Raw genomic sequence first — 24,573 nt, 5'->3', positions numbered from 1 at the left:
GCCCCGTCCACCGCGTCCGGATCGGAGATGCCGACGTCGCTTCCGTTGCCGGGGGAGGGGTCTGCCTCAGCGCGGTGCGCCCACCAGCTGCGCGACGTGCACGACGAAGGCGCGGCGGCGGTCGCGCGTCTTCTCCCCGCCCCGGGAGGCGAAGGGGGTGAGGTGCCAGATCTCGCAGAGGCCGAGGAGGGCGATGAAGAGGTCGTCGGCGGACCAGCTCGCGTCGACGACGCCGGTGCGCTGCCACTCGAGGACCCGGGCCTCGGGGGCGGGGACCCCGCCGAGCTGCTCGCCGGCCTCCTCCCAGACGCCGGCTCCCTCCAGGCGCGCCCACGTGAGCAGGCGCAGGAACTCCGGGTGCTCCCACACATGGTCGAACATGCGGCCCGCGAGGTCGGGGAGGTCCGCCGCCTCGGCGAGGAGCGTCTCGTCGAGAGCGCCGAGCGCCTCGACGACGGTCGCGACGAACAGGCCGCGCTTGCCGCCGTAGTAGGCGTAGAGCCGCTCCTTGTTCAGACCCGCCGCCGCGGCCACACGGTCGACCCGGGCGCCCGCGAAGCCGTGGGCGGCGAACTCGACGGAGGCGGCGCGGAGGATCCGCTCGCGTGCGGGCAGCGCCGCATCGGATGTCGGCTCCATGGTTCACCTCCGGGCGCTCGAACGATACACTCTTCTTCGCCCAACCAACTGGTTGGGGTGGTTCGGCCCCGATGACGCGGCCCGGATCCGGACCCGCCGGTCCCGCTCCGCTCCGTGTGAAAGGCCGCCATGCCCTCCCCGTCCGCTCCCTCCTCCGCCCGCCGCTGGTGGGTGCTCGTGATCCTCGCGCTCACGCAGCTCGTCGTCGTGCTCGACGGCACCATCGTCACGATCGCCCTCCCCGCCGCGCAGGCCGACCTCGGCCTCACCGACGTCGAGCGCCAGTGGGTCGTCACCGCCTACGCCCTCGCGTTCGGCGCGCTCCTGCTCCTGGGCGGCCGCATCGCCGACTACACCGGCCGCAAGCGCACCTACCTGATCGGGATGATCGGCTTCGGCGCCGCCTCCGCCTGGGGCGGCCTCGCCACCTCCGGCACGGAGCTGATCGCCGCCCGCGGGCTGCAGGGCGCCTTCGCCGCGCTGCTCGCCCCGGCCGCTCTGGCCCTCCTCACCGTCTCCTTCCCCTCCGGCCGCGAGCGGGGCACGGCCTTCGCCGTCTTCGGAGCGGTCGCCGGAGCGGGCGCCGCCGTCGGCCTCGTGCTGGGCGGGCTGCTCACCGAGTTCGCCGACTGGCGCTGGTGCCTCCTCGTCAACGTCCCCGTCGTCGTGGTCGGCGCGATCGCCGGCCAGCTGCTCGTCACCGAGAGCCGCGCGGAGGGGCGCAACCGCTTCGACGTCGCCGGGACGATCACCGTCGCGCTCGGGCTCGCGAGCGTCGTCTACGGCTTCACCCTCGCCGAGCAGGGCTGGCTCCGCGTCGACACCCTCGGCTTCCTCCTCGTCGGCGTGCTGCTGCTGGCCCTCTTCGTGCGGATCCAGGCCCGCTCCGACCACCCGTCGCTGCCGCTGCGCATCGTCGCCGACCGCGTCCGCGGCGGAGCCTTCCTGGTCCAGGCGATCGTCGGCAGCGTGATGATCGGCTCCACCCTCTACCTGACCCTGCACCTGCAGCTGGTCCTGGGCCTGCCGCCGCTCGAGGCGGGCCTGGCCAATCTGCCGATGACGGTGACGATCATGATCGTCGCCGGAGTCGCCGCCAAGCTGCTGCCGCGCATCGGCCCGCGCGTGCTGATGATCGTCGGCCCGCTGATCGCGGCGGCCGGGCTCCTCTACCTGAGCCGCATCACCCCCGACGGCGGCTACCTCCTCGAGGTGCTGCCCGCGCTGATCCTCCTGGGCATCGGCATGGCAATGGTCTTCGTGCCGCTGCAGAACCTCGCGCTCACCGGAGTCGCGGCCCACGACGCCGGTGCCGCCGGAGCGACCGCGAACGCCGCCATGCAGATCGGCGGCTCGATCGGGCTGTCGATCTTCACGACCCTCTACGCGGGAGTCGCGGGTGAGCAGCAGTCGCCGGTCGCCTTCGTCGACGGCTACTCCGCGGTCTTCGTCGCGGCCGCGATCGGGCTGGTCGTCGCCTCCGTCGTCGCCGTCGCGATGATCCGGGTGAAGAAGGAGGAGTTCCTCGCCCATGCTCCGAAGGAGGCCGTCGCCCACCTGGGCTGATCCCGGCCTAGGCTCGGAAGCGCTATGCAGCCACTGACCGAGACCGAGATCCGCGAGTCCTTCGTCAACGCCTCCCGCAAGGAGGTCGCCGATCTCGCGCTGCCGAAGGACTTCGACGCGCTGGACTGGTCGGTCATCGACCACCTCGGCTGGCGCGACCGGAGGATGGGCCGCCGCGCCTACGTCGTCGTGCCGCTGGAGGAGCGCCTCGTCGGGGTCCTGCTCACCCAGGCCGACGCCCTGCCGCGCTCGCGGGCGCAGTGCTCGTGGTGCCGCGACGTGCAGCTCCCGAACGACGTCGTCTTCTTCGGGGCGCGGAAGGCCGGAGCGGCCGGGCGGGCGGGGGACTCGCTCGGCACGCTCGTCTGCTCCCGCTTCGAGTGCTCGGTGAATGTGCGGCGGCGCCCGTCGGTGGCCTACATCGGGTTCGACCTCGAGGCGGCGCGGGCACAGCGGATCGCGACTCTGCGGGCGCGCACCGAGGGCTTCGCGCGTGAGGTGCTCGGCGAGGCGTGACCGCGCTCAGCGGCGCGTGGACGCGCGCACGTGCATCCGCTCGCCCTGGCGGCCGAAGAGGCTGAGGAACTCGACCTGCTGCTCGTCGGCGCGGCCGAACCAGTGCGGCACCCGGGTGTCGAACTCGGCGGCCTCGCCGGCCGGCAGCACCAGATCGTGCTCGCCGAGCCGCAGGCGGAGCCGCCCGCTCAGCACGTAGAGCCACTCGAAGCCCTCGTGCGCGCGCTGCTCCGCCGGCTCCGTCACCGGCCCGGCCGGGAGCGTGTGCTTGAACGCCTGGAGCGCGCCCGCGTCGCGGCTGAGCGGCTGGATGAGCATGCCGTTCCGGCGCACCGGCCGCCCGTGCACGCGGGGATCCTCCGGCGCCGCGCCGACGAGCTCGTCGAGCGGCGCCCCGAGGGCGCGGGCGATCGGGAGGAGCAGCTCCAGCGTCGCGCGGCGGCCGCCGCTCTCGAGGCGCGAGAGGGTGCTCGCCGAGATGCCGGTCTCGGCGGCGAGGGACGCGAGCGTGCGGTCGCGGCGGGTGCGCAGGCGACGGAGCCGCGGTCCGACGGCGGCGACGATCTCGTCGTCGGAGGGGGCGGGCGGGGTCTCGGGCACGACGCCATCCTGGCACGGGCGGTCGCGCCGCATGCCGGAACGGCACGGATCCTCGCGGCCCGCCCCGGGGCGGCGGAGCATCGACCCATGACCTCCACCGACGCCCCCACCGGCCCGTCCGTCCCCGCCCCCGCCGACGTCCTGATCCTCGGCGCCTCCTTCGCCGGCCTCGCCGCTGCCACCGCCCTCGGCCGCAGTCTCCGCGACGTCCTCGTCGTCGACGGCGGACCTCCACGCAACGCACCCTCGCCCGGTGCCCACAACGTGCTGACCCGCGACGGCGTCCCGCCCACGGAGCTGGTGCGCCTGGCGCGCGCCGAGGCCGAGGGCTACGGTGCCCGGGTGGTCGAGGGCGAGGCGGTCCGCGCCTCCGCGGGTGCCGAGGGCGTGACCGCGACCCTCGCCGACGGCACGATCCTCCGCGCGCGCCGCCTCCTGCTCGCGACCGGCGTCCGCGACCTGCTGCCGGAGATCCCCGGGCTCGGCGCCCGCTGGGGACGGGACGTCCTGCACTGCCCCTACTGCCACGGCTTCGAGGTGCGCGGCCGGCGGATCGGCGTGCTCGGCAGCTCGTTCGCCGGGCACCAGGCGCAGATGTTCCGTCAGCTCAGCGACCGGACGTCGATCCTGCTCCACGGCGCACCCGTGCACGCCGGCGACGAGGCGGCGGCGCTGGCCGCCCGCGGGATCGCTCTCGTGCCGGGCCGCGTCGAGAAGGTCCTCGTCGAGGACGACCGCCTGGTCGGCGTGGTGATCGACGGTCGGCGGCACGAGCTCGACGCGCTCGTCGTCGGCCCGCGGGTCGAGGGGCGGCTCCCCGAGGGGCTCGGCCTCGAGCTCGCCGACCACCCGTCGGGAGTCGCGCGGCACCTCGCCGTCGATCCGATGGGCCGGGCCGGCGTCGCCGGGGTCTTCGCCGCGGGCTCGCTGGTCGAGCCGATGGCGCAGGTCGTCGCCTCGTCCGCCGACGGGCTGCGCGTGGGCGCGGCGATCAACCACGACCTGATCGAGGAGGAGATCGCCGCCGCACTGCGGGCCGCCTGACGCGCGCTCAGCGGCGGCGGTACTCCAGCTCCGGGCGGCCGGGGGAGCCGTAGCGGGGCGCGCGGTCCGCGACTCCGGAGTCGGCGAGGTGCTCGAGGTAGCGGCGGGCCGTCACCCGCGAGATGTCGAGGCGGGTGGCGAGCTCGGCCGCCGAGAGGCCGACGGGGCCCAGCAGTGCGGTGACGGCCTCGAGGGTCTGGGCCGAGAGCCCCTTGGCCAGACCCGGGGCGTTGGAGGTGCGGAGCGCCGCGAAGGCCCCGTCCACCTCGTGCTGGCTGGCGACGTCGGCGCCGTGCATCCGCTCGCGGTACGACCGGTAGCTGGCGAGCTTGGCGGCGAACGCGCTGAAGACGAACGGCTTGATCAGGTACTGCACGATGCCGGCGGCGACGGAGGCGCGCACGTTCGCGGCGTCGCGGACGGCGGTGATCGCGATGACGTCGACGTCCAGGCCCGCCGCCCGGACGGCCCGGCAGAGGTCGAGGCCGCCCATGTCAGGCAGGTTCATGTCGAGCAGGATCAGCGCGATGCCCGGGTCCGCGCGCAGCGCCCGGATCGCCTCCGCGCCGCTGCCGGCGACCGCGGCCACCTCGAAGCCGTCGACCCGCCGGACGTAGTCGGCGTGGGCGCTCGCGGTCAGCGGCTCGTCCTCGACGACGAGCACCCGGATCACGACGCCACCCGCGCGGGCAGCGGCAGCTGCACCGTGAACACCGCGCCGACGTGGCGCGAGACCTCGATCGAGCCGCCGAGCCGCTGCACCACCTGCTGCACCAGCGCCAGGCCGATGCCGCGGCCGAAGCCGTCCGACTCCTTCGTCGAGTAGCCGCGCGCGAAGACGTCGGCGGCGCTCGCGACTCCGGGGCCGCTGTCCGACACCTGCACCACCAGCTCGCCCTCCGCGAGGCCGAGGTAGACCTCCACCCACGGCTCGCGGTCCGGAGCGGACGAGGCGGCCGCGTCGAGGGCGTTGTCGATCAGGTTGCCCAGCACCGTCACGAGGTCCCCGGGCTCCAGCCCCTGCGTGCCGGGCTCGAGGTGCGTCTCGAAGTGCAGCTCGACGCCGCGCTCGCGGGCCTGTGCGGCCTTGCCCAGCAGCAGGGCGGCGATCACCGGCTCCTGCACGGAGCCGAGGACCCGGTCGGCCAGGCGCTGGCTGAGGTTCAGCTCGCCGGCGGCGAACGCGAGCGCCTCGTCGGGCCGGCCGAGCTCGATCAGCGACGCGATGGTGTGCAGGCGGTTCGAGAACTCGTGGGTCTGCGAGCGCAGCGCGTCCGAGAGGGTGCGCAGCGACTCCAGCTCGCCGCTCACCCGCTGCAGCTCGGTGCGGTCGCGGAGCGTGACGACCGTGCCCAGGGGGCGGGCGCCGGGGGAGGCGGCGGGCCGCTCGTTCACCACGAGGATCCGCTCCCGGGCGACGACTAGGCGGTCCGAGACGGGCTCGTCGTCCTGCAGCAGCTCGCGCAGGGCGCCGGGGAGGTCGAGCTCGGCGACCGGCACCGGCGTCCGCACGCCCTCGAGTCCGAGCAGCTCCAGCGCGTGGTCGTTGGCGAGCACCAGCCGGCCGCGGTCGTCGACCAGCAGCAGCCCCTCCCGCACCGAGTGCAGGACGGACTCGTAGTAGGCGAAGACCTGGCTCATCTGCTCCGGGCCCCGCCCGCCCGTGACGCGGCGCAGGTAGCGGGCGAGGAGCCACGAGCCGAGGGCGCCGAGCGCGACCGCGCCGAGCGCGCCCCACGCGACGACCTGCACGCGGGCGGCGAAGGAGGCGTCCACGGCCGAGAGCGTGACGCCCGCCGACACGAGCGCGACGACCGCGCCGTCGGCGTCCTCGATCGGTGCGACGGCGCGGACGGAGGGCCCGAGCGTGCCGGTGTACGTCTCGGTGAAGGTCCGCCCCTCCAGCGCGGGCTCGATCGTGCCCTGGAACGGCAGGCCGATCCGGTCGCGGTCGCGGTGGGTGTACCGGGTGCGGTCGGGGGCCATGATCGTGAGGAAGTCGACGCCGGTGTCCCGCATGACCTCCTCGGCGTACGGCTGCAGGCTCGCGGAGGGGTCCGCGCCGGCCGTCGACTCGAGGACGAACGGATTGTCGGCCACCGTCCGCGCCACGACGAGGCTCCGCTGGGCGGCCTCGTCGCCCGCTCGGCTCCGCGCGTCGAGGGCCAGCACCGCGACGGCCGCCGCGGCGATCAGCAGGATGCTCAGCAGCTGCACGGCGAACAGGCGCGCGGCGATGCTGCCGCGCGGTCCGCGTGCGCTCGGCGTCCTGACCATGCCACTCCCTCGTGAGCGAGCGCTCGGGGCGCCCCGCCGTGAACAGTATGAACGCAACCGTGCCGGGCTCCGGAGGCGGGGCCACCATCGTCCTACCCCCTCACCTCGACGAAGAGAAGGACACCCCCATGGCGAAGACGCCTCAGACGCCGTCCGACCGGCTGATCCCCGCGGTCACCCCTCCGAAGACCCGGCGGCGCATCGACCGGAACCACTGGCTCTACATCGCCGTCATCATCGCCGTGGTCGCCGGCGTCGTGGTCGGACTCGTCGCTCCCGCCTTCGCGGCGACGCTCGAGCCCGTCGGCAAGGCCTTCGTCGGACTGATCAAGATGATGATCGCGCCGATCATCTTCTGCACCATCGTCATCGGCATCGGCTCCATCGCGAAGGCCGCCACGGTCGGCAAGGTCGGCGGACTCGCGCTGGGCTACTTCATCGTGATGTCGACCTTCGCCCTGGCGATCGGCCTCGTCGTCGGCAACATCCTGCACCCGGGCGAGGGCCTCGACATCTCGAGCGCCACCTACGACACCAGCGACCTCAAGGCCGAGAGCACCAGCGACTTCGTCCTCGGGATCATCCCCGTCTCGCTGTTCTCCTCGCTCGTGGACGGCAGCATCCTGCAGACCCTCTTCGTCGCGCTGCTCGTCGGCTTCGCGCTGCAGAAGATGGGCGCCAAGGGCCAGCCGATCCTCGGAGCGATCAAGCAGCTCCAGGTCCTGGTCTTCCGCATCCTCTCGATGGTGCTCTGGGTCGCCCCGATCGGCGCGTTCGGCGCCATCGCCGCGGTCGTCGGCAAGACCGGCTGGGGAGCGGTCGTCGCTCTCGCCACCCTGATGATCGGCTTCTACATCACCTGCGCGATCTTCGTGGTCGTCGTCCTCGGCCTGCTGCTGCGCCTGGTGACCGGCGTCAGCATCTTCTCGCTGATGAAGTACCTGGCCCGCGAGTACCTGCTCATCGTCGGCACCTCCTCCTCGGAGGCGGCGCTGCCCCGCCTGATCGCGAAGATGGAGCACCTCGGCGTCTCCAAGCCCGTCGTCGGCATCACCGTGCCCACCGGCTACTCCTTCAACCTCGACGGCACGGCGATCTACCTCACGATGGCGTCGCTGTTCATCGCCTCGGCCACCGGAGCGCCGATGTCGATCCCGGAGCAGATCGGCCTCCTCCTCTTCATGATCATCGCCTCGAAGGGCGCCGCGGGCGTCACCGGAGCGGGCCTGGCCACGCTGGCCGGCGGCCTCCAGTCCTTCCGCCCCGACCTGGTCAACGGCGTCGGCGTGATCGTCGGCATCGACCGCTTCATGTCCGAGGCCCGCGCGGTCACCAACTTCACCGGCAACGCGGTCGCCACCCTTCTCGTGGGCACCTGGACCAAGCAGATCGACATGGTGCAGGTCCGCGAGGTCCTCGGCGGGCGCTCGCCCTTCGACGAGACCACGCTCGGAGCGGACGAGCACGAGGCCCCCGCGTCGGGCACCTCGATCACCGAGGGGATCGCCTCGATCCAGGACTCCGACGAGGCGTCGCGGATGCGCGCGGAGATCGCGGCCAAGCGCTAGCCGATCCGATCGCGAAGGCCCCGCCTCCCGGAACCGATCCGGGAGGCGGGGCCTCCGTCGTGCGCGGGTCAGTGCCTCCGCACCCCGAGCAGAGGCAGGGTCACCGAGCAGAGCGGCCCGATCAGCACCGCGAAGAGGAGGGTGCCGAGGCCGGCGTCGCCGCCGAGGGCCCAGCCGATGAGCAGCACCGTGAGCTCGACGCCCGAGCGCGCCACCCAGATCGGCAGGCCCGTGCGGGTGTGCAGGCCCAGCATCAGTCCGTCGCGGGGCCCCGGACCGAGGTGGGCGCCGATGTAGATCCCGCTCGCGACCGCCAGCAGAACGAGACCGCCTGCGAAGAGCAGGCCGCGGGCCCACCACTCCTCCGGCGTCGCCAGCACGCGCAGCCCGACATCGATCATCGTGCCGACCACGAGCACGTTCAGCACGGTGCCGAGACCGGGCCGCTGTCGGAGGGGGATCCACAGCAGCAGGACGAGCAGGCCGATCACGTTCGTGAGCAGTCCGATCCCGAGCCCGGTCTGGTGCGCGACCCCCTGGGCGAAGACGGTCCACGGGTCCACGCCGATCGCCGCGCGGATCATCATCGCGTCGGCGAATCCGTAGAGGATCAGGCCCACCAGCAGGCGCGGCACGGGTCGGAGGCGCCACTGGCCCGCTGGGGGAGCGGCGGCGGCAACGGGAGCGGTGAGGGTCATGGACTCATCACAGCGCGACATTGGCCTTCTTCGCGCGGTCCAATCCGGCTACCTTGGACGCATGGCTGATGTCCACTTCGGCGCGCGCGCCCTGCAGACCCTCCTCGGCGACTGGCGCGAGCAGCGCGGCACCCGGCCCGCCTACCTCGCGCTGGCCGATCGGATCCGCCTCCTCGGGATCGACGGCCGCATTCCCGCGGGCAGCCGCCTGCCCGCCGAGCGCGAGCTCTCGGCCCGCCTCGGCGTCAGCCGCACGACCGTGGCCGCCGCGTACCGCGAGCTGCGCGACAGCGGCTACCTCGTCAGCGTGCGCGGCTCCGGCAGCGTCACCCGCCTGCCGGGAGCGGCCGTGCACGCGGTGCCCTCGCTCGCGCCGGACTTCCTCGACTTCACCAAGGCGGCCCTGCCCGCCGTCCCCGAGCTGGCCGAGGCGTACACCCGCGCGGCGCAGGCGGCCCCCGAGCACTTCGACTCCGGCTCCTACGACACCGTCGGCCTGCCGGTGCTGCGCCGCGCGATCGCCGAGCGCTACACAGCGCGGGGTCTGCGCACCGAGCCCGGCCAGATCATGGTGACCATCGGCGCGCAGCACGCGATCGCGCTCGTCGCCCGCACGCTGCTCGCGCGGGGTGACCGGGCGCTGATCGAGGCCCCGACCTACCCGCACGCCTACGAGGCCCTCCGGCTGGCCGGCGCGCGGCTCGTGCCGGTGAACGTCGACGGGGCGGACGGCTGGGACGGAGAGGGCCTGATCGCCGCGCTGCGCGGCACGAGCCCGAGCCTGGCCTACCTGATGCCCGACTTCCACAACCCGACCGGCCGCTCCATGGCCCCCGAGCTGCGGGAGCGGGCGATCGCCGCCGCGGCCCGGCAGGGCACGCTGATCATCGCCGACGAGACGACGGCCGAGCTCGACATCGACCGGCGGATGACGCCGCTGCCGTTCGCCGCCTACGGGCCCGAGGGGACGGTGCTCTCGATCGGCTCCGTCGGCAAGACGCTGTGGGGCGGCATCCGGATCGGCTGGATCCGCGCCGAGCGGGCGGTGATCCGCAAGCTGGCGCTGGCGCGCTCGGCGAGCGACCTCGGCACGCCGATCCTGGAGCAGCTCCTGGTCGCGGACATGCTCGGCCGGATGGACGGCGTGCTGGAGCTGCGGCGCTCGCAGCTGCGCGCCGGCCGCGACCACCTCGAGGCGGCCCTGGCGCGCGCGATCCCGGAGTGGAGCGTGCCGCGGGTCTCGGGCGGTCTCTCCACCTGGGTGGGCCTGGGCCGGCCGGCGAGCTCGCAGCTGGCGCTCGCCGCCCGGACGGCGGGCCTGCTGATCACCGCGGGCCCGCGCTTCGGGATCGACGGCGCCTTCGAGCGCTTCCTCCGCATCCCGATCGGCTACTCGCCCGAGGCGACCGACCGGGCCGTGGAGGCGCTCGCGACGGCCTGGGCGCAGGTCGCCCGGCACCCGGCGGCCGACCCGGGGTACCTCGCCGACGTGGTCTGAGGTGGAGTACCCGCCGGGCGTGTGAGATCGTTCTCTCATGAGCGACGGGTACGGCTACCTGCTGGTCCACTTCATGGAGGACCGGACCGGCCACAGCGAGAAGATCTTCCTCTCGCTCAGCCGGGGCGACGATCCGCTGCGCTGGCGAGCGCTCGGGCCGGTGCTGGAGTGGACCGGCGGCACGGGCGGCGTCCGCGACCCCCACATCGTCCGCGCGCCGCGGGGCTTCCACCTCGTCGCCACCGACCTCCGCGTCTGGCGGCCCGAGGGCCCGGACTGGGACCTCTACCGGCACCGGGGGAGCCGCGACCTCGTGGTCTGGGACTCCCCGGACCTCCTCGAGTGGTCCGAGCCGCGCGCGGTCGCCGTCGCTCCCGAGGGCGCGGGCATGGCCTGGGCGCCGGAGTCGGTCTACGACCCGGTCTCGGGCGACTTCCTCGTGCACTGGTCCTCCGGCCTGGCCGAGGACGGCGACCCCGCCACCGGCGAGACGGGCGACAGCCGCATCCTGCTCTCCCGCACGCGCGACTTCCGCACGTTCACCGAGCCCGAGACCTACCTGCGGCTGCCCGGCGGAGTGATCGACATGACGCTGCTGATCGAGGGCACGGCCGTCCACCGCTTCGCCAAGCAGCACGACGAGGCCCCCGACACGATGCAGGTGTTCCAGCAGGTCGGCTCCTCCCTCCTCGCGGACGACTTCGCCACCGTCGCCCGGGGGATCGGGCAGGAGCTCGGCCCGAGCATCGAGGGGCCGCTGGTCTTCCGGCACCACCGCGAGGAGCGCTGGTCGCTCTGGGTCGACCAGTACGCCCTCCGCCCCTACGGCTACCGCGCCTACACGAGCACCGACCCGGCCTCGGGCCGCTGGGAGCTCGCGGAGGAGTTCGACCTGCCCGAGGACACCAAGCACGGAGCGGTCCTCCCGCTCACCCGATCCGAGTACACGGCGCTCGACGAGCGCCACCCCGCCTGAGAGGCCCCGCATGACCGACTTCAGCCCCCGTCTCGCCGACGCCCTCGTCACCGTCCTCGGTGCCGACGGCGCTCCGCTCGCCCACGCCGACGTGACGGTCGAGCAGCGCCGCCACGCCTTCGCCTTCGGCTGCACCCCTCCGAGCACCGACCCCGCGCGCGCCGAGGAGCGCCGGCTCTGGCTCGACCTGTTCGATACGGCGACGCTCCCCGTCTACTGGGGCCGCTTCGAGCCGGAGCGCGGCCGCACCGCGACGGAGGAGGTGCTCGCCGAGGCGCGCGCGCTCGCCGCGGACGGCGTCCGCCTGAAGGGGCACCCGCTGGTCTGGCACTACGTGAAGCCGGAGTGGCTCGACGCGCTGCCGCTGGACGAGGCCGAGCAGCTCCTCCGCGCGCGCATCCGCCGGGAGGTGGGCGCCTTCGCCGGGCTGATCGACACCTGGGACGCGATCAACGAGGTCGTCATCATGCCGCGCTTCGCGAACGAGCCGGACGGCGTGACGAACGCCGTCACCCGCCTCGCCCGCGAGAAGGGACGCGTCGTCATGGTCGAGCTGGCCTTCTCGGAGGCGCGCAGCCTCGGCACCGGACCGGTGCTCGTGCTGAACGACTTCGACCTCGGGCCCGAGTACGAGCGGCTGATCGAGGACGTGCTCGAGGCCGGGACCCGGCCCGATGCGATCGGCCTGCAGTCGCACATGCACCAGGGGTTCCGCGGGGAGGAGCAGATCACGGCGATCTGCGACAGGTTCGCGCGCTTCGGCCTGCCGCTGCACTGGACCGAGACCACCCTCGTCTCGGGCGAGCTGATGCCCGCCGAGATCGAGGACCTCAACGACCACGTGGTCGAGGACTGGCCGACCACCCCGGAGGGGGAGGCGCGGCAGGCGGACGAGATGGTGCGGCACTACGAGACGCTGGTCGCGCATCCGGCGGTCGAGGCGATCACCTACTGGGGCTTCGACGACGCCGGCGCCTGGCTCGGAGCGCCGGGCGGGTTCCTCCGCCGCGACGGGAGCCCGAAGCCGGCCTACGAGGCGCTGCGCTCGCGGATCCGCGGGGACTGGTGGCTCGAGCCGACGGTGCTCCGGACGGACGCCGAGGGGCGCGTCGGCGTCCGGGCCTTCGCCGGGGACTTCGCGCTCTCGAGCGCCGGGGCGGGCGCTGCAGTGAGCCTCCCTGTCGGGTCGTCGACGGCGGAGGTCCGCCTGGGCTGAGGGCGTCCGGGCCGGCCGGTGGCGCGGGTCGCCCCGTCGCGCGCCCCGGAACGCCGCGTCCCTCCCAACACTCAGTCGGCTGATGGAAGACTCGGAGGGTGCATCTCCTCGCGGTCCTCAGCATGAAGAACCGGGCGCTCATCGCGCTCGTCACCGTCGTCATCGCCGTCTTTGGCGGAGTCGCCCTGACCGGGCTCAAGCAGGAGCTCGCGCCGTCGATCTCCTTCCCGCAGCTCGCCGTCGTCACGTCCTACCCGGGCGCCGCTCCGGAGGTGGTCAACGACGACGTCTCGACGCCGATCGAGACCGCCATCCAGGGGGTGCCGGGGCTCGAGACGACCAGCGCGACGTCCTCCCCGGACTCCTCCCTCATCTCGGCGTCCTTCACCTACGGCACCGACCTCGCCACCGCCGAGCAGAAGATCCTGCAGGCGATCAACCGGATCAAGAGCACGCTCCCGGACGGCGTCGACCCGCAGGTGGTCACCGGCTCCCTCGACGACCTGCCGGTGCTGCAGCTCGCCGTGTCGAGCGACGGCGACGCGGACGCGCTGGCCGAGCGCCTGCGCACCACGGTCATCCCGGACCTGGAGAAGGTCGAGGGCGTGCGCGAGGCGGCGCTCGTCGGCGAGACCGCCCAGCGCGTCACGATCACCCCGGACGACGCGGCGCTCGCCGCGGCCGGCCTCTCGACCGGCGACATCCGCTCGGCCCTGCAGCAGAACGGCGTGCTCGTGGCGGGCGGACAGATCACCCAGGACGGGTCGACCTTCTCGGTGCAGTCGGGCGTCAAGCTCGACTCGACCGACGCGATCGCGGCGCTGCCGCTGCTGCCGTCCGCAGGTGCCTCCGCGGGTTCGGGCGGCGCCGGTGCGTCAGCGGGCGCGGGTGCCTCCGCGGGTGCCGGGGCTTCCGCCGGCGGCTCCGACGCCGGAGCAGCGGCGGGAGGCGCGGCCGTGACCGCAGAGCCGACGGTCACCACCCTCGGCTCCGTCGCGACCGTCGCCGTCACCGACGCCCCCGTCACCTCGATCTCGCGCGTCAACGGCCAGCCCGCCCTGACCCTCTCGATCACCAAGCTCCCGGCCGCGAACACCGTCGACGTGTCGACCGGCGTGGCCGCGCTGCTCCCGGACCTCGAGGAGTCGATCGGCGACAACGCCGCCTTCACCCCGGTCTTCGACCAGGCGCCCTACATCCAGGAGTCGATCGCGTCGCTCGCGCAGGAGGGGGCGCTCGGCCTCGTCTTCGCCGTGCTGGTGATCCTGCTGTTCCTGCTGTCGGTGCGCTCGACCCTGGTCACGGCCATCTCGATCCCGACCTCGGTGCTGATCACCTTCATCGGCCTGCAGACGGCCGGCTACACCCTCAACATCCTGACCCTCGGCGCGCTCACCATCGCGATCGGGCGTGTGGTCGACGACTCCATCGTCGTGATCGAGAACATCAAGCGGCACCTCGACGCGGGCGAGGACCGGGCCCGGACCATCGCGGTCGCCGTCCGCGAGGTCGCCGGCGCGATCACCGCCTCCACGATCACCACGGTCGCGGTGTTCCTGCCGATCTCGTTCGTCGGCGGCACCACGGGCGAGCTGTTCCGGCCCTTCGCGCTGACCGTGTCGATCGCCCTGCTCGCCTCCCTCGTGGTGGCGCTGACGATCGTGCCGGTGCTGGCCTACTGGTTCCTCCGCCCCTCGAAGCGGCCGGCGGTGCGCCAGGCCGCGCAGGCGGCGCTCGCGGAGGAGCGCGCGGCGGCCGGAGGGGCACCCGCCTCGGGGGTCCCGGCCGAGACCGCCGCGCCGGTCGAGGAGGCCCCGCACCACGGCGCCCACGCCGCTCCCCGGCGGGCGCGCGGGCTGCAGTCGGTGTACGGCCCGATCATCCACTGGACGCTGAAGCACTCGGTCGTCACCGTCCTCCTCGCGCTGCTCGTGCTCGTCGGGACCGGTGCGCTGTACCCGCTGATGAAGACGAACTTCCTCGGCTCCAGCGGGCAGGACACCTTCACCGTCACCCAGACGGTCCCCGTCGGCCAGAGCCTCGACGCGCAGGACGCGACGGCGCAGCAGGCGAGCACGGCGATCCTCGGCGTCGACGGCGTCGAGACCGTCCAGCTCACCGTCGGCTCCTCCGGCGGCCTGCAGAGCGCGTTCGGCGGAGGCGGCGGCGGCACCTCGATCCGCTACTCCGTCACCGCCGACGAGTCGGCCGACCAGGAGGCCGTGCAGGCGGACGTCCGCGACGCGCTGTCGGGCGTCGCCTCGGCCGAGGACATCAGCGTCGCCGCCTCCTCCGGCTTCGGCGCCTCCTCGGACATCGAGGTCGACCTCTCGACCGCCTCGCAGAGCGACCTCCAGAGCGCGAGCGACCAGCTCCTCGAGGCCCTGCGCGGGACCGACGGGATCAGCCAGGCCGAGAGCAACCTCTCCTCCTCGCTGCCCTACATCGCGGTGCGGGTCGACCGCGACGCCGCGGCCCGGGCGGGTCTCAGCGAGGTCGCCGTGGGCACGATCGTCAGCCAGGCGCTCCAGCCCAGCCAGGTCGGCAGCGTCGTGATCGACGACCGCACCCTCTCGATCTACCTGGCCGACGGGCAGCCGCCGGCCACCGTGGACGAGCTGCGGACCCTCGAGGTGCCGACCCTCGCCGGCGCCGTCGCGCTCTCCACCCTCGCGGCGGTCGAGCAGACGGACGGTCCGGCGAGCATCACCACCGAGCGCGGGCAGCGCACCGCGACCATCACCGTCACCCCCGAGGGCGACGACCTCGCCTCGGCCAACGTCGCCGTGCAGAACGCGATCGACGCGACGGCGCTTCCGGCCGGTGTCGACGCCTCCCTCGGCGGAGTGACCGCCGACCAGGCCGACGCGTTCTCGCAGCTGGGCATCGCGCTGCTGGTCGCGATCCTGATCGTCTACGTCGTGATGGTGGCGACGTTCCGCTCGCTCCTGCAGCCGCTGCTCCTGCTCGTGTCCGTGCCGTTCGCGGCGACCGGCGCGATCCTCCTGCAGGTGATCACCGGCGTGCCGCTGGGCGTGCCGTCCCTGATCGGCGTGCTGATGCTGATCGGCATCGTCGTCACCAACGCGATCGTGCTCGTGGACCTGGTGAACCAGTACCGCGATCGCGGGATGCCGGTGCGGGAGGCGCTGCTGCACGGCACCGAGCGGCGGCTCCGGCCCATCCTGATGACCGCCCTCGCGACGATCTTCGCCCTCCTGCCGATGGCGCTGGGGATCACGGGCCACGGCGGCTTCATCTCGCAGCCGCTGGCGATCGTCGTGATCGGCGGCCTGGTGTCCTCGACGGTGCTGACCCTCGTGGTCCTGCCCGTCGTCTACAACCTGGTCGAGGGGTATCGTGAGCGGCGGCGTGCCGCCCGCGCCGGGAAGGCGTCGGCATGACGGACATCAGGGATGCGGCCGAGACGGTCGGCTCGCGCTGGCGCAGCGGCCCGGAGCGCGCCACCGCGGTCCTCGACGAGATCGGTCCGGAGCGCTTCGTCGCCCGCGACTTCCGCCCGGGCACGCTCCGGCACCTCGTCCTGATCCGCTTCCGCCCGACGGCGCTGGTCGCCGAGGCGGACGAGGTCACCCGCCGCTTCCTCGCCCTGGCCGACGAGTGCGTCCGCGACGGACGGCCCTACATCGAGTCGATCGAGACGGGGCCGCAGCTGAGCATCGAGGGCGCGGGCGAGGGCTTCGACCGCGCGTTCCTGCTGACCTTCTCCTCCGAGGGCGACCTGCACTACTACCTGGGCCGGCCGGCCGTCGAGGACCCCGCGCACTGGGATCCGGCGCACGACGCGTTCAAGGAGTTCGTCGGGCCGTTCGTCGACACTGCCGGCATCGTCGCGTTCGACTTCCGACCCGAAGAGCACTGATGGCGACTCCCGACTTCGTGCTGCGGCTGCGCAAGCGGATCGGGACCGAGCTGCTCTGGCTCACCGGCGTGACCGCGGTGATCCTCCGCGAGGAGCCGGCGCTCGAGGTCCTGCTCGTCCGGCGCGCCGACACCGGAGCCTGGACGGCCGTCACCGGGATCATCGACCCGGGCGAGACCGTCGCCGGCACCGCCCGCCGCGAGGCGCAGGAGGAGGCGGGCGTCGAGATCGAGGTCGAGCGCCTCGTGCAGGTGCACACCCTCCCGCCGATGCAGTACCCCAACGGGGACCGCTCGCAGTACCTCGACCACGTGGTGCGCTGCCGCTGGATCTCGGGGGAGGCCCACGTCGCGGACGACGAGTCGACCGAGGTCGGCTGGTTCGCGCCCGACGCGCTGCCGCCGATGTCGGACGAGCACCGCGCCCGGATCCAGCGGGCGCTGTCGGACGAGCCGGGCTGCTCGATCGACTGACGGCGGGGGTGCGCGCCGGATGAGGGCGGGGCCGCCTCCCGGGAGCGGCACTCGGATCGGAGCGGGCGTCCTGCCGTGTCGGCCTCCGACCGAACGGGCCCTCGGGCCGGGCTCCTCGGACCAGGCTCGTCTCGGAGCGGGCGCTGCTCAGACCGGACGCGCGAAGCAGAGCACCGCGTCGTCGCCGACGTGGGCTCCGAAGCCGTCGATCGCCGTGAAGCCGAGCGCCCCGGCCGCTGGGGCGAGCTCCGGAGCGGCGGCCAGGCGCAGCGTGCGGATCCGCTGCACCCGCGCCCACGACTCCGCCGCCGCGACGAGCCGTCGGGCGACTCCCGTGCGCCGGTGGACGGAGTCGACCACGAGCTCCAGCACCTCGGCGAAGTCGTCCGGGCCGGGAGCGAGCACCAGCACGCCGGCCGCCGCCCCGTCGATCCGGGCGATCAGGACGCGGGCGTGCGGGGGTGGGACCGCGGCGAGGAGGCCCTCCGCTGCGGCTGCGTCCTCGAGGCGGACGACGACTCCGCTCACGAGCCCAGGTGGGCGCGGACGAACTCGACGACCCGAGCACGCAGAGCGTCGTCGAGGAGCGCGATCGAGTGCAGCGAGCCGGGGAGGACGAGGAGGTCGACGCTCGAGCCCGCTCCGCGCAGCGCCTCCGCGAAGCGGGTCGACTGGCTGAGCGCGACCCGCTCGTGCGCCGCGTGCGCGATGAGGAACGGCGGCTCGGAGCCGTCCACCTGCGCGAGGGGCGAGGCGGCGGTCGCAGCGGGGCAGGAGGCGAGGTCCGCGCAGTCGAGGTAGCTGCGCACGGCGGCCGCGACTCCGACAACCGGGTCGTCGTCGGCGAGGCCGGCGGCGCTGAGATCGGAGGGACCGCTCAGCTCGACCACGGCGGCCAGGCGCGACGAGGTCAACGGCAGCGTGCCGAGCAGAGAGACGAGGTTGCCGCCGGCCGAGCCGCCGAAGGCCGCCACCCGCTCCGGATCGATGCCGAAGCGCGCGGTCTGCTCCGGCTCGAGCAGCCAGTCGAGGGCGGCCGTCACATCGTCGAGCTGCGCGGGGAACACGGCGGCGGGCGCGAGGCGGTAGTCGACCGAGACGGCGACGAACCCCTCCGATCCGAGCCACTGGCAGATCGGGCGCCAGTTCGCGTCGGCCTTGCCTCCACGGGCCCAGCTGCCGCCGTGCACGACGAGGACGGCGGGCCGCGGCTCCGCCGACGGGGCAGGGGAGGAGCAGACGTCGACGCTCTGCCCGGTGCTCGCGTCGTAGACGACGTCGGCCGTCACGCTCACGCCGGACCAGTCGGGTGCGGGTGCCGCTCCGAGCGCCTGCGCCACCGGCTCCGAGACGGGAGTGGTGCTCGCGCAGCCCGAGAGGAGGAGTGCGAGGGCGGCCAGGACCGCGGCGACGCGTCGAGGGGATCGGGTGGGCTCGCGCATGAGTGCGATCAGCGTACGGGGTGCCCGGCGCCCCGGATGCGGCACCCCCGCGATCAGGGGGTGCCGGGCTCGCGCTGCAGCCGGACCAGGACGACCCCCGCGAGGATCAGCGCGCCGCCGACGAACTGGATCGGCGCGGGCAGCTCGCCGAGGATCAGCCACGCGGCCGCGATCGAGAACAGCACCTCCGTCAGCCCGACGAAGGAGGCGATCCGCGTGCCGAGACGGCGTCCGCCCTCGATCCCGAGCAGATACGCCAGCACCGTCGACATGCCGAGGATCACGCCCGCGGGAAGGAGCCAGCTGACCTCCGCTCCGACGAACACCACCTCTCCGAACGTCGCGCGCAGCGGTGTGACGCCGAGCGCCCCGAGTGCCAGCAGGATCGCGGCGCCGACCGTCATCGCCCCCGCCGTGAGCGCGATCGGCGGCAGCTCCGGATCCACCCGACCGGCGATGACGTAGTAGACGCACAGGCCGAGCGAGGCGGTCATCGCCCAGGCGATGCCGACCAGCTCGGGCGTCGACTCGCCGGACAGGTCGAGCACGAGCACCAGGCCGCCGAGCGCGAGCGCGGAGCCGGCGAGGGTGAAGCGGCCGGGGTGCCGGCGCGTGCGCGCCCAGGCGAAGAGGACGAGGAACACCGGCGCGAGGTACTCGATCAGCAGGGCGACGCCGACCGACATGTGCTCGATCGCGCTGTAGAAGCAGAGCTGCGCGGCGATCACGGCGAAGACTCCGTAGAGGGCGATCGTGCCGAGGTTGCGGCGGAGCACGGGCCAGCGGCCGCGGAGGGACAGGATCGCCGGGATCGCGAGGATCAGGGCCGCGCCGCCCGCCCGCCAGAGGACCGCGGACGCCGGCGTCCAGCCCGCCTCGAGGAGCGGCTTCACGAACGGCCCGCCCAGACCGAACGCCGCCGACGCGGCCAGCGCCGCGACGAGGCCCGAGCCGAGGCGCCGTGCAGGCGCGGGCGCGCTCGCGGCGGGGAGGGTGACGGCGGCGGTGCTCTCGGCGGTCATGGCCGGCTCCTTCAGGAGTCAAAAGGATTACACTCGTGACAGCGAGCTGATCGCACACTACTGAGCCGCACTGTCAGGAGTCAACATGGTGTTCGCCTATGACGTCGAGGCGTCGCTCACCTCCACCGCCACCCTCGTCAACACGCTCCCCGAGCTGTCGCCGTCCGGCGAGGACGAGATGGCGACGATCGAGCAGCTGGACGACTTCCTCCTCGAGAACCGGTACACGGGCAGCCGCGACGGATCGGCCGAGGAGCTGGAGGCCGTGCGGGCGATCCGCTCCTCCCTCCGCACCCTCTGGCTCACGCGGGCCGAGGAGGACCTCGTCCCCGTCGTCAACGGGATGCTCGACTCCGGCCGCGCGCTCCCGCAGCTGGTCCGGCACGGACCCTACGGCTGGCACCTCCACGCGACGCGCGACGAGAGCCCGCTCGCCACGCGCATCCTGGTCGAGGCCGCCATGGCGTTCGTCGACGTGATCCGCGGCGACGAGCGCGAGCGGATCCGCGTCTGCGCGGCGGAGGACTGCGAGGCGGTGCTCGTGGACTTCTCCCGCAACCGCTCGAAGCGCTACTGCGACACGGGCAACTGCGGCAATCGCGCGAACGTGGCCGCGTACCGGGCCCGGCGGGCGTCGCAGTAGCGGACGGGCGGTCGTTGCGCGCGGGCGCGCGTCGATCGTGCTGCGGCTCGGGGCCGGGGGGCTGTATGCGGGGCGACTCCGCGGGGGACCGGTTGCGGAGGTGCGCGACTCCCGGGCTTCGCGGCTCCCGACCTGAGCGGCTCCTGGCCGCACGTCTCCCCGCCCTAGCCAGGCTCCGGGGCCGCGTGTAGACTCACTCGGTCGGCTCTTGACACCGTGCGTTCTCGTGCGGATGGGTTTGTTAGTCAAGTGGGCCGAGTCTCCGACAGTCGTCGTGAGACGAATCACATGTGTGAATCGGCCCCGGTCAATGACTCGCCCGGGTTCTCCCCCTGCTGCCCCGCAGCAGTCCAGCGCACGGACGCCCCTCACGACGGGGCTCCTCCGGCGTCGCCTCCTCGCGCACGACCTGAACCCAGGAAGAACTGCCATGCCCAAGAACAAGAAGCCCGCCGGCGGACGTCCGGCCAAGAACTTCGAGCCCAACCGCTTCGGCGCCTCGAGCGGTAAGTCCCAACTCGGCGGCCGCTCGCGCTTCCCCGGCGCCAAGCCGGGCTCGCGCAGCGAGGGCCACCGCGGATTCCGCGCCGTCGACGAGAACGCCCCCAAGAAGGCGCGCTGGAACGCCGACGAGCGCGCCGAGCGGGCCACCGAGCGCGCCGATCGGCCCGCCCGCGGGAACGACCGCGACGAGCGGCCCTCGCGCGGCTACGACCGCGACGCGCGTCCGGCCCGCTCGAACGACCGTGACGAGCGTCCGGCCCGCGGGTACGACCGCGACGCACGCCCGGCCCGCCCGAACGATCGCGACGATCGTCCGGCGCGTTCCTACGGGCGCGATGAGCGTCCTGCGCGTTCCTACGGGCGCGATGAGCGTCCTGAGCGTTCCTTCGACCGGAGCGACCGCCCGGCCCGTTCCTTCGACCGTGACGCGCGTCCGGCCCGCTCGAACGATCGCGACGATCGTCCGGCCCGTTCCTACGGGCGCGACGACCGTCCTGCGCGTTCCTTCGACCGGAGCGACCGCCCGGCCCGTTCCTTCGACCGCGATGCGCGTCCGGCCCGCTCGAACGACCGCGACGATCGTCCGGCCCGCTCCTACGGACGCGACGACCGTCCGGCCCGCACCGGCGACCGCGACGAGCGCCCCTCGCGCGGCTACGACCGCACCGAGCGTCCCGCCCGCTCGTTCGACCGCACCGAGCGTCCCGCCCGCTCGTTCGACCGCAGCGACCGTCCGGCCCGCTCCTTCGACCGGGACGCGCGTCCCTCGCGCGGCCACGACCGCGGCGAGCGCCCGATCCGCTCGCTCGACCGCGACTCCCGGCCCTCGCGCCGCGACTCCGGCTCGGACTTCTACCCCAGCCGCGACGCCCGTGCGCCGCACCAGGCCGACGACGTCGTGCTCGAGCGCCTCGAGGCGACGGCCACTCTCGCCGTCGACGTCGAGGGCGTCACCTTCGGCGACCTCGGCCTGGGAGGGAACATCGTCCGGATGCTGACCGAGCTCGGAGCGGCCGCGCCGTTCCCGATCCAGGCCGCGACCATCCCCGAGGTGCTCGCCGGCAAGGACGTCCTCGGACGCGGCAAGACCGGCTCCGGCAAGACCATCGCCTTCGGCGCCCCCGTCGTCGAGCGCCTGATGGAGAACAACGGAGCGAAGGGCCGCAAGCCGGGCCGCGCTCCGCGCGCGCTCATCCTCGCGCCGACCCGCGAGCTCGCCATGCAGATCGACCGGACCATCCAGCCGATCGCCCGCTCCGTCGGCCTGTTCACGACGACCATCTACGGCGGCGTCCCCCAGTACAAGCAGGTCGGAGCCCTCCAGCGCGGAGTCGACATCGTCATCGCGACGCCGGGCCGCCTCGAGGACCTCGTCGAGCAGGGGCGCCTCGACCTCTCGAAGATCACCATCACGGTGCTCGACGAGGCCGACCACATGTGCGACCTCGGCTTCCTCGAGCCCGTGCAGCGCATCCTCCGTCAGACCGCCGACGGCGGCCAGCGGCTGCTGTTCTCGGCCACGCTCGACAAGGGCGTCGCGACGCTCGTCGACGAGTTCCTGGTCGAGCCGAGCGTCCACGAGGTCGCCGGCGAGGACCAGGCGTCCTCGACCATCGACCACCGCGTGCTCCTGATCGAGCACCGCGACAAGGCCGAGATCATCGAGCAGCTCGCCGCCCGCCAGGGCAAGACGCTGATCTTCGCCCGTACCCGCGCGTTCGCGGAGCAGCTCGCGGAGCAGCTCGACCACGCGGACATCCCCGCGACGAGCCTCCACGGCGACCTCAACCAGTCGCGCCGCACCCGCAACCTCGCGCTGCTCACCAGTGGACGCGTCGACGTGCTGGTCGCGACCGATGTGGCCGCGCGCGGCATCCACGTCGACGACATCGACCTGGTGATCCAGGCCGACGCTCCCGACGAGTACAAGACGTACCTCCACCGCTCCGGCCGCACCGGCCGCGCGGGCAAGACGGGCACGGTCGTGACGCTCATCACGCGCAACCGCCGCCGCCGCATGGAGGAGCTGCTCGACCGGGCCGAGATCGAGGCCGAGATGATCGAGGCCCGCCCCGGCGACCGCGTCCTGCGCGAGATCAGCGCCCCGGCCGAGTAGCCGCCGACCGCACGACGACGAGGCGCGGACCCCTGCATCGGGGTCCGCGCCTCGTGTCGTTCGTGGTGGGTTCTGTGGTGCGGCGTGACGGCGAGTGCCGGGTCGTGGTGACCCTCCGACTCCGCACTACGCAGGGCTCCGCGCTGTGCGGCTTCCCGTGGGGCGGCGCTGCGTTGCGCGGCTCTGCGCTGGACGACTCTGTGCCGGACGACTCTGCAGTGTCCGGCTTCGCGGAGGGCTTCTGCACGCACGAACGCCGAAGGGCGGACACCTCGCGGTGCCCGCCCTTCGGCGTGTTCACCGGCCGGAGCCGGTGAGGGGAATTAGCTGGCCGGGGGGGTCAGCACGGTGTCGATGAGGTAGACGGTCGCGTTGGCGGTCTGGACGCCACCGCAGATGACGGACGCGTCGTTGACCTTCAGGTCGTCGCCGGAACCGGTGACGGTGAGGTTGCCACCCTGGACAGTGGCGTGGTCGCCGGCGATCGCGTCAGGGGCGATCTGGCCGGGGACGACGTGGTAGGTCAGGATCGAGGACAGCGTGGCGGCGCCCTCGGGGGTCTTGAGGGAGTCGACGGTCGCGGCGTCGAGCTTGGCGAACGCGTCGTCGACCGGGGCGAAGACGGTGAACTCGCCGCTGTTCAGCGTGTCGACGAGGTTGACGTCGGGGTTGAGGCCACCGGAGATCGCAGCGGTCAGGGTGGTGAGCAGCGGGTTGTTCGACGCGGCGGTCGCAACGGGGTCGAGCGACATGCCCTCGACCGAGCCGGCGCCGTCCGGGACCTGCTCGGCGTAGGCGGCACAGCCGGGGCCGACGAGGTTCGCGGCCGGGTCCATGGTCGCCATGGGGGTCGAGGAGGCGGAGGCCGACGAGGTGGCCATCGGGGTCGACATCTCGGTCGCCGCGTCGCTGGCGGCGGTGGTCGAGCCGCTTCCGCTCGAGCAGGCGGTGAGGCCGAGGGCGGCGGTGCCCAGCAGGGCGAATGCGGCGAGGGCGGAACGCTTGGTGGATCGCATGGGATTACTCCTTCGTGAGACGGCCCCCACGTGATGCGGAGGACCTGTTCTGTGTGGACCGTGTCGCGGCCGTTGACATGTGTTCGGAGCCCTCCCTGCGGGGGTTTGGATTTCTTTCGGTGATCTAGGTAACGGCTTCGTAACGGCAGGGAACCGGGACGGCGGGGAGCTGCTCCGCCGCGTCGATTACCCTGGAGACGTCGCGCGCACGCGTCGACGCGACGACGAGAGGACGGGCGAGTGCAGACCCGAGGTGCACGAGTGGCTCGCGGCGTCGCCGCCGCTCTCGCCGCGACCGCCACGGCCGCCGCCTCCCACACGCTCGCGGGCGCCGAGACCCCCGCTCCTGCCGTGCTCGCCCTCGCCGCGGCGTTCGCCGTCGTCGTCTGCGTCCTCCTCTCGGGGCGCCGTCCGTCCCTTCCCCGGCTGACGCTCTCCGTGCTCCTCAGCCAGATCGCGTACCACGGCCTCTTCCTCATCACGGGCAGCGGTGGGGAGGTGAGCGTGGTCGGGACGACGGGCACCGGCGCGCACTTCCACGACGGGTCGACCATCGAGCTGATCGCCGGCGGAGGCGGACACGCGGCCCACGCTCCGCTGATGCTCGTCGCCCACCTCGCTGCGGCTGCCTTCACGATCGCGGCGTTCCGGTACGGCGAGCGCCTCTTCTGGACGCTGGGAGCAGGCCTCCAGCGCGTCGTCGTCCGGATCGTCGCCCGCGCGTCCGCGGTCGCGCTCCCGTCGGCACCCGGCGTCTCGATGACGGGCACCCACGAGCCGCGGGCGCCCCGATCCCTCGACGCGGTCCTCTCGATCCTCCGGCACCGCGGGCCGCCGCTGCGGGTCCTCCGCGCCGCCTGACGCCCCTCCCGTGCG

The 24,573-nt window shown here is 73.5% G+C and carries 22 protein-coding genes; 13 read left to right on the top strand and 9 right to left on the bottom strand.

What is annotated here, in order from left to right; translation table 11 throughout:
- Positions 1 to 66 precede the first annotated feature (66 nt).
- Positions 67 to 639 (bottom strand): TetR family transcriptional regulator, encoded by a 573-nt coding sequence (locus tag C5C56_RS04385; protein WP_104233110.1) that lies wholly within the window; start codon positions 637 to 639, stop codon positions 67 to 69.
- A gap of 129 nt (positions 640 to 768) precedes the next feature.
- On the opposite strand from C5C56_RS04385, the gene C5C56_RS04380 reads away from it, so the two are divergent.
- Positions 769 to 2,205, top strand: coding sequence for an MFS transporter (locus C5C56_RS04380; protein ID WP_104260398.1), 1,437 nt, complete (start codon positions 769 to 771; stop codon positions 2,203 to 2,205).
- Between the two features lie 24 nt (positions 2,206 to 2,229).
- The gene (locus C5C56_RS04375) at positions 2,230 to 2,721 is read left to right on the top strand and encodes an FBP domain-containing protein (protein ID WP_104222848.1); all 492 of its coding nucleotides are present in this window, start codon (positions 2,230 to 2,232) and stop codon (positions 2,719 to 2,721) included.
- A 6-nt stretch (positions 2,722 to 2,727) separates the two neighbouring features.
- Here C5C56_RS04375 and C5C56_RS04370 read toward each other — a convergent pair whose 3' ends face one another.
- Positions 2,728 to 3,321: a helix-turn-helix domain-containing protein gene (locus C5C56_RS04370; protein ID WP_104283164.1), complete on the bottom strand. Its 594-nt coding sequence runs from the start codon at positions 3,319 to 3,321 to the stop codon at positions 2,728 to 2,730.
- An 87-nt stretch (positions 3,322 to 3,408) separates the two neighbouring features.
- Here C5C56_RS04370 and C5C56_RS04365 point away from each other — a divergent pair, with 87 nt between their 5' ends.
- Positions 3,409 to 4,365 (top strand): NAD(P)/FAD-dependent oxidoreductase, encoded by a 957-nt coding sequence (locus C5C56_RS04365; RefSeq protein WP_104319161.1) that lies wholly within the window; start codon positions 3,409 to 3,411, stop codon positions 4,363 to 4,365.
- Positions 4,366 to 4,372: 7 nt separating this feature from the next.
- On the opposite strand, the gene C5C56_RS04360 is transcribed toward C5C56_RS04365, so the two are convergent.
- Together C5C56_RS04360 and C5C56_RS04355 are read right to left on the bottom strand one after the other, a co-directional pair.
- On the bottom strand, positions 4,373 to 5,038 hold the full coding sequence (locus tag C5C56_RS04360; RefSeq protein ID WP_104223809.1) for a response regulator: 666 nt from the start codon (positions 5,036 to 5,038) through the stop codon (positions 4,373 to 4,375).
- Positions 5,035 to 6,642, bottom strand: coding sequence for a sensor histidine kinase (locus C5C56_RS04355; protein WP_104269357.1), 1,608 nt, complete (start codon positions 6,640 to 6,642; stop codon positions 5,035 to 5,037). Before C5C56_RS04355 ends, C5C56_RS04360 begins: the two co-directional genes overlap by 4 nt.
- Before the next feature lie 128 nt (positions 6,643 to 6,770).
- Here C5C56_RS04355 and C5C56_RS04350 point away from each other — a divergent pair, with 128 nt between their 5' ends.
- Positions 6,771 to 8,210, top strand: a complete 1,440-nt coding sequence (locus tag C5C56_RS04350; RefSeq protein ID WP_104319160.1) for a cation:dicarboxylate symporter family transporter — start codon at positions 6,771 to 6,773, stop codon at positions 8,208 to 8,210.
- Between the two features lie 68 nt (positions 8,211 to 8,278).
- Here the strand turns inward: C5C56_RS04350 and C5C56_RS04345 are convergent, their stop codons facing one another.
- Positions 8,279 to 8,908, bottom strand: a complete 630-nt coding sequence (locus tag C5C56_RS04345; RefSeq protein ID WP_374953113.1) for a YitT family protein — start codon at positions 8,906 to 8,908, stop codon at positions 8,279 to 8,281.
- 61 nt (positions 8,909 to 8,969) lie between these two features.
- Between C5C56_RS04345 and C5C56_RS04340 the strand changes: the two genes are divergently transcribed.
- The 6 genes from C5C56_RS04340 to C5C56_RS04315 all read left to right on the top strand — a co-directional run bounded on the left by C5C56_RS04340 (position 8,970) and on the right by C5C56_RS04315 (position 16,954).
- On the top strand, positions 8,970 to 10,406 hold the full coding sequence (locus C5C56_RS04340) for a PLP-dependent aminotransferase family protein (protein ID WP_104257666.1): 1,437 nt from the start codon (positions 8,970 to 8,972) through the stop codon (positions 10,404 to 10,406).
- Positions 10,407 to 10,443: 37 nt separating this feature from the next.
- Positions 10,444 to 11,382 carry a glycoside hydrolase family 43 protein gene (locus tag C5C56_RS04335; protein ID WP_104319159.1) on the top strand — a complete coding sequence of 313 codons (939 nt, stop codon included), beginning with the start codon at positions 10,444 to 10,446 and terminating at the stop codon, positions 11,380 to 11,382.
- A 10-nt stretch (positions 11,383 to 11,392) separates the two neighbouring features.
- Positions 11,393 to 12,598 carry an endo-1,4-beta-xylanase gene (locus C5C56_RS04330; RefSeq protein ID WP_104273635.1) on the top strand — a complete coding sequence of 402 codons (1,206 nt, stop codon included), beginning with the start codon at positions 11,393 to 11,395 and terminating at the stop codon, positions 12,596 to 12,598.
- A gap of 98 nt (positions 12,599 to 12,696) precedes the next feature.
- The gene (locus C5C56_RS04325; RefSeq protein WP_104319158.1) at positions 12,697 to 16,002 is read left to right on the top strand and encodes an efflux RND transporter permease subunit; all 3,306 of its coding nucleotides are present in this window, start codon (positions 12,697 to 12,699) and stop codon (positions 16,000 to 16,002) included.
- Positions 15,999 to 16,481 carry a Dabb family protein gene (locus C5C56_RS04320; protein WP_104249875.1) on the top strand — a complete coding sequence of 161 codons (483 nt, stop codon included), beginning with the start codon at positions 15,999 to 16,001 and terminating at the stop codon, positions 16,479 to 16,481. Before C5C56_RS04325 ends, C5C56_RS04320 begins: the two co-directional genes overlap by 4 nt.
- Positions 16,481 to 16,954 carry an NUDIX domain-containing protein gene (locus C5C56_RS04315; RefSeq protein ID WP_104319157.1) on the top strand — a complete coding sequence of 158 codons (474 nt, stop codon included), beginning with the start codon at positions 16,481 to 16,483 and terminating at the stop codon, positions 16,952 to 16,954. The genes C5C56_RS04320 and C5C56_RS04315 overlap by 1 nt, the downstream gene beginning before the upstream one ends.
- 147 nt (positions 16,955 to 17,101) lie before the next feature.
- On the opposite strand, the gene C5C56_RS04310 is transcribed toward C5C56_RS04315, so the two are convergent.
- Genes C5C56_RS04310 through C5C56_RS04300 form a run of 3 tightly spaced genes read right to left on the bottom strand, consistent with a single transcriptional unit; the run spans position 17,102 to position 19,418 of the window.
- Positions 17,102 to 17,482: a GNAT family N-acetyltransferase gene (locus tag C5C56_RS04310; RefSeq protein WP_104308414.1), complete on the bottom strand. Its 381-nt coding sequence runs from the start codon at positions 17,480 to 17,482 to the stop codon at positions 17,102 to 17,104.
- Positions 17,479 to 18,396 carry an alpha/beta hydrolase gene (locus tag C5C56_RS04305; RefSeq protein WP_104319156.1) on the bottom strand — a complete coding sequence of 306 codons (918 nt, stop codon included), beginning with the start codon at positions 18,394 to 18,396 and terminating at the stop codon, positions 17,479 to 17,481. The genes C5C56_RS04310 and C5C56_RS04305 overlap by 4 nt, the downstream gene beginning before the upstream one ends.
- A 53-nt stretch (positions 18,397 to 18,449) precedes the next feature.
- Positions 18,450 to 19,418, bottom strand: coding sequence for a DMT family transporter (locus C5C56_RS04300; protein WP_104319155.1), 969 nt, complete (start codon positions 19,416 to 19,418; stop codon positions 18,450 to 18,452).
- A gap of 85 nt (positions 19,419 to 19,503) precedes the next feature.
- Here C5C56_RS04300 and C5C56_RS04295 point away from each other — a divergent pair, with 85 nt between their 5' ends.
- Together C5C56_RS04295 and C5C56_RS04290 are read left to right on the top strand one after the other, a co-directional pair.
- On the top strand, positions 19,504 to 20,061 hold the full coding sequence (locus tag C5C56_RS04295; protein WP_104226176.1) for a CGNR zinc finger domain-containing protein: 558 nt from the start codon (positions 19,504 to 19,506) through the stop codon (positions 20,059 to 20,061).
- 430 nt (positions 20,062 to 20,491) lie between these two features.
- The gene (locus C5C56_RS04290) at positions 20,492 to 22,681 is read left to right on the top strand and encodes a DEAD/DEAH box helicase (protein ID WP_104319154.1); all 2,190 of its coding nucleotides are present in this window, start codon (positions 20,492 to 20,494) and stop codon (positions 22,679 to 22,681) included.
- A gap of 323 nt (positions 22,682 to 23,004) precedes the next feature.
- Here C5C56_RS04290 and C5C56_RS04280 read toward each other — a convergent pair whose 3' ends face one another.
- Positions 23,005 to 23,697: a fasciclin domain-containing protein gene (locus C5C56_RS04280; protein ID WP_104246890.1), complete on the bottom strand. Its 693-nt coding sequence runs from the start codon at positions 23,695 to 23,697 to the stop codon at positions 23,005 to 23,007.
- A 240-nt stretch (positions 23,698 to 23,937) separates the two neighbouring features.
- On the opposite strand from C5C56_RS04280, the gene C5C56_RS04275 reads away from it, so the two are divergent.
- A complete protein-coding gene (locus C5C56_RS04275; protein ID WP_146086443.1) occupies positions 23,938 to 24,558 on the top strand; it encodes a hypothetical protein in 621 nt (206 codons plus the stop codon).
- Positions 24,559 to 24,573 lie beyond the last annotated feature (15 nt).

The sequence above is a fragment of the Rathayibacter sp. AY1D1 genome (assembly GCF_002932635.1).
In the GTDB taxonomy this organism is placed as follows: Bacteria; Actinomycetota; Actinomycetes; order Actinomycetales; family Microbacteriaceae; genus Rathayibacter.
This window is presented reverse-complemented; position numbering and strand designations above follow the sequence as displayed.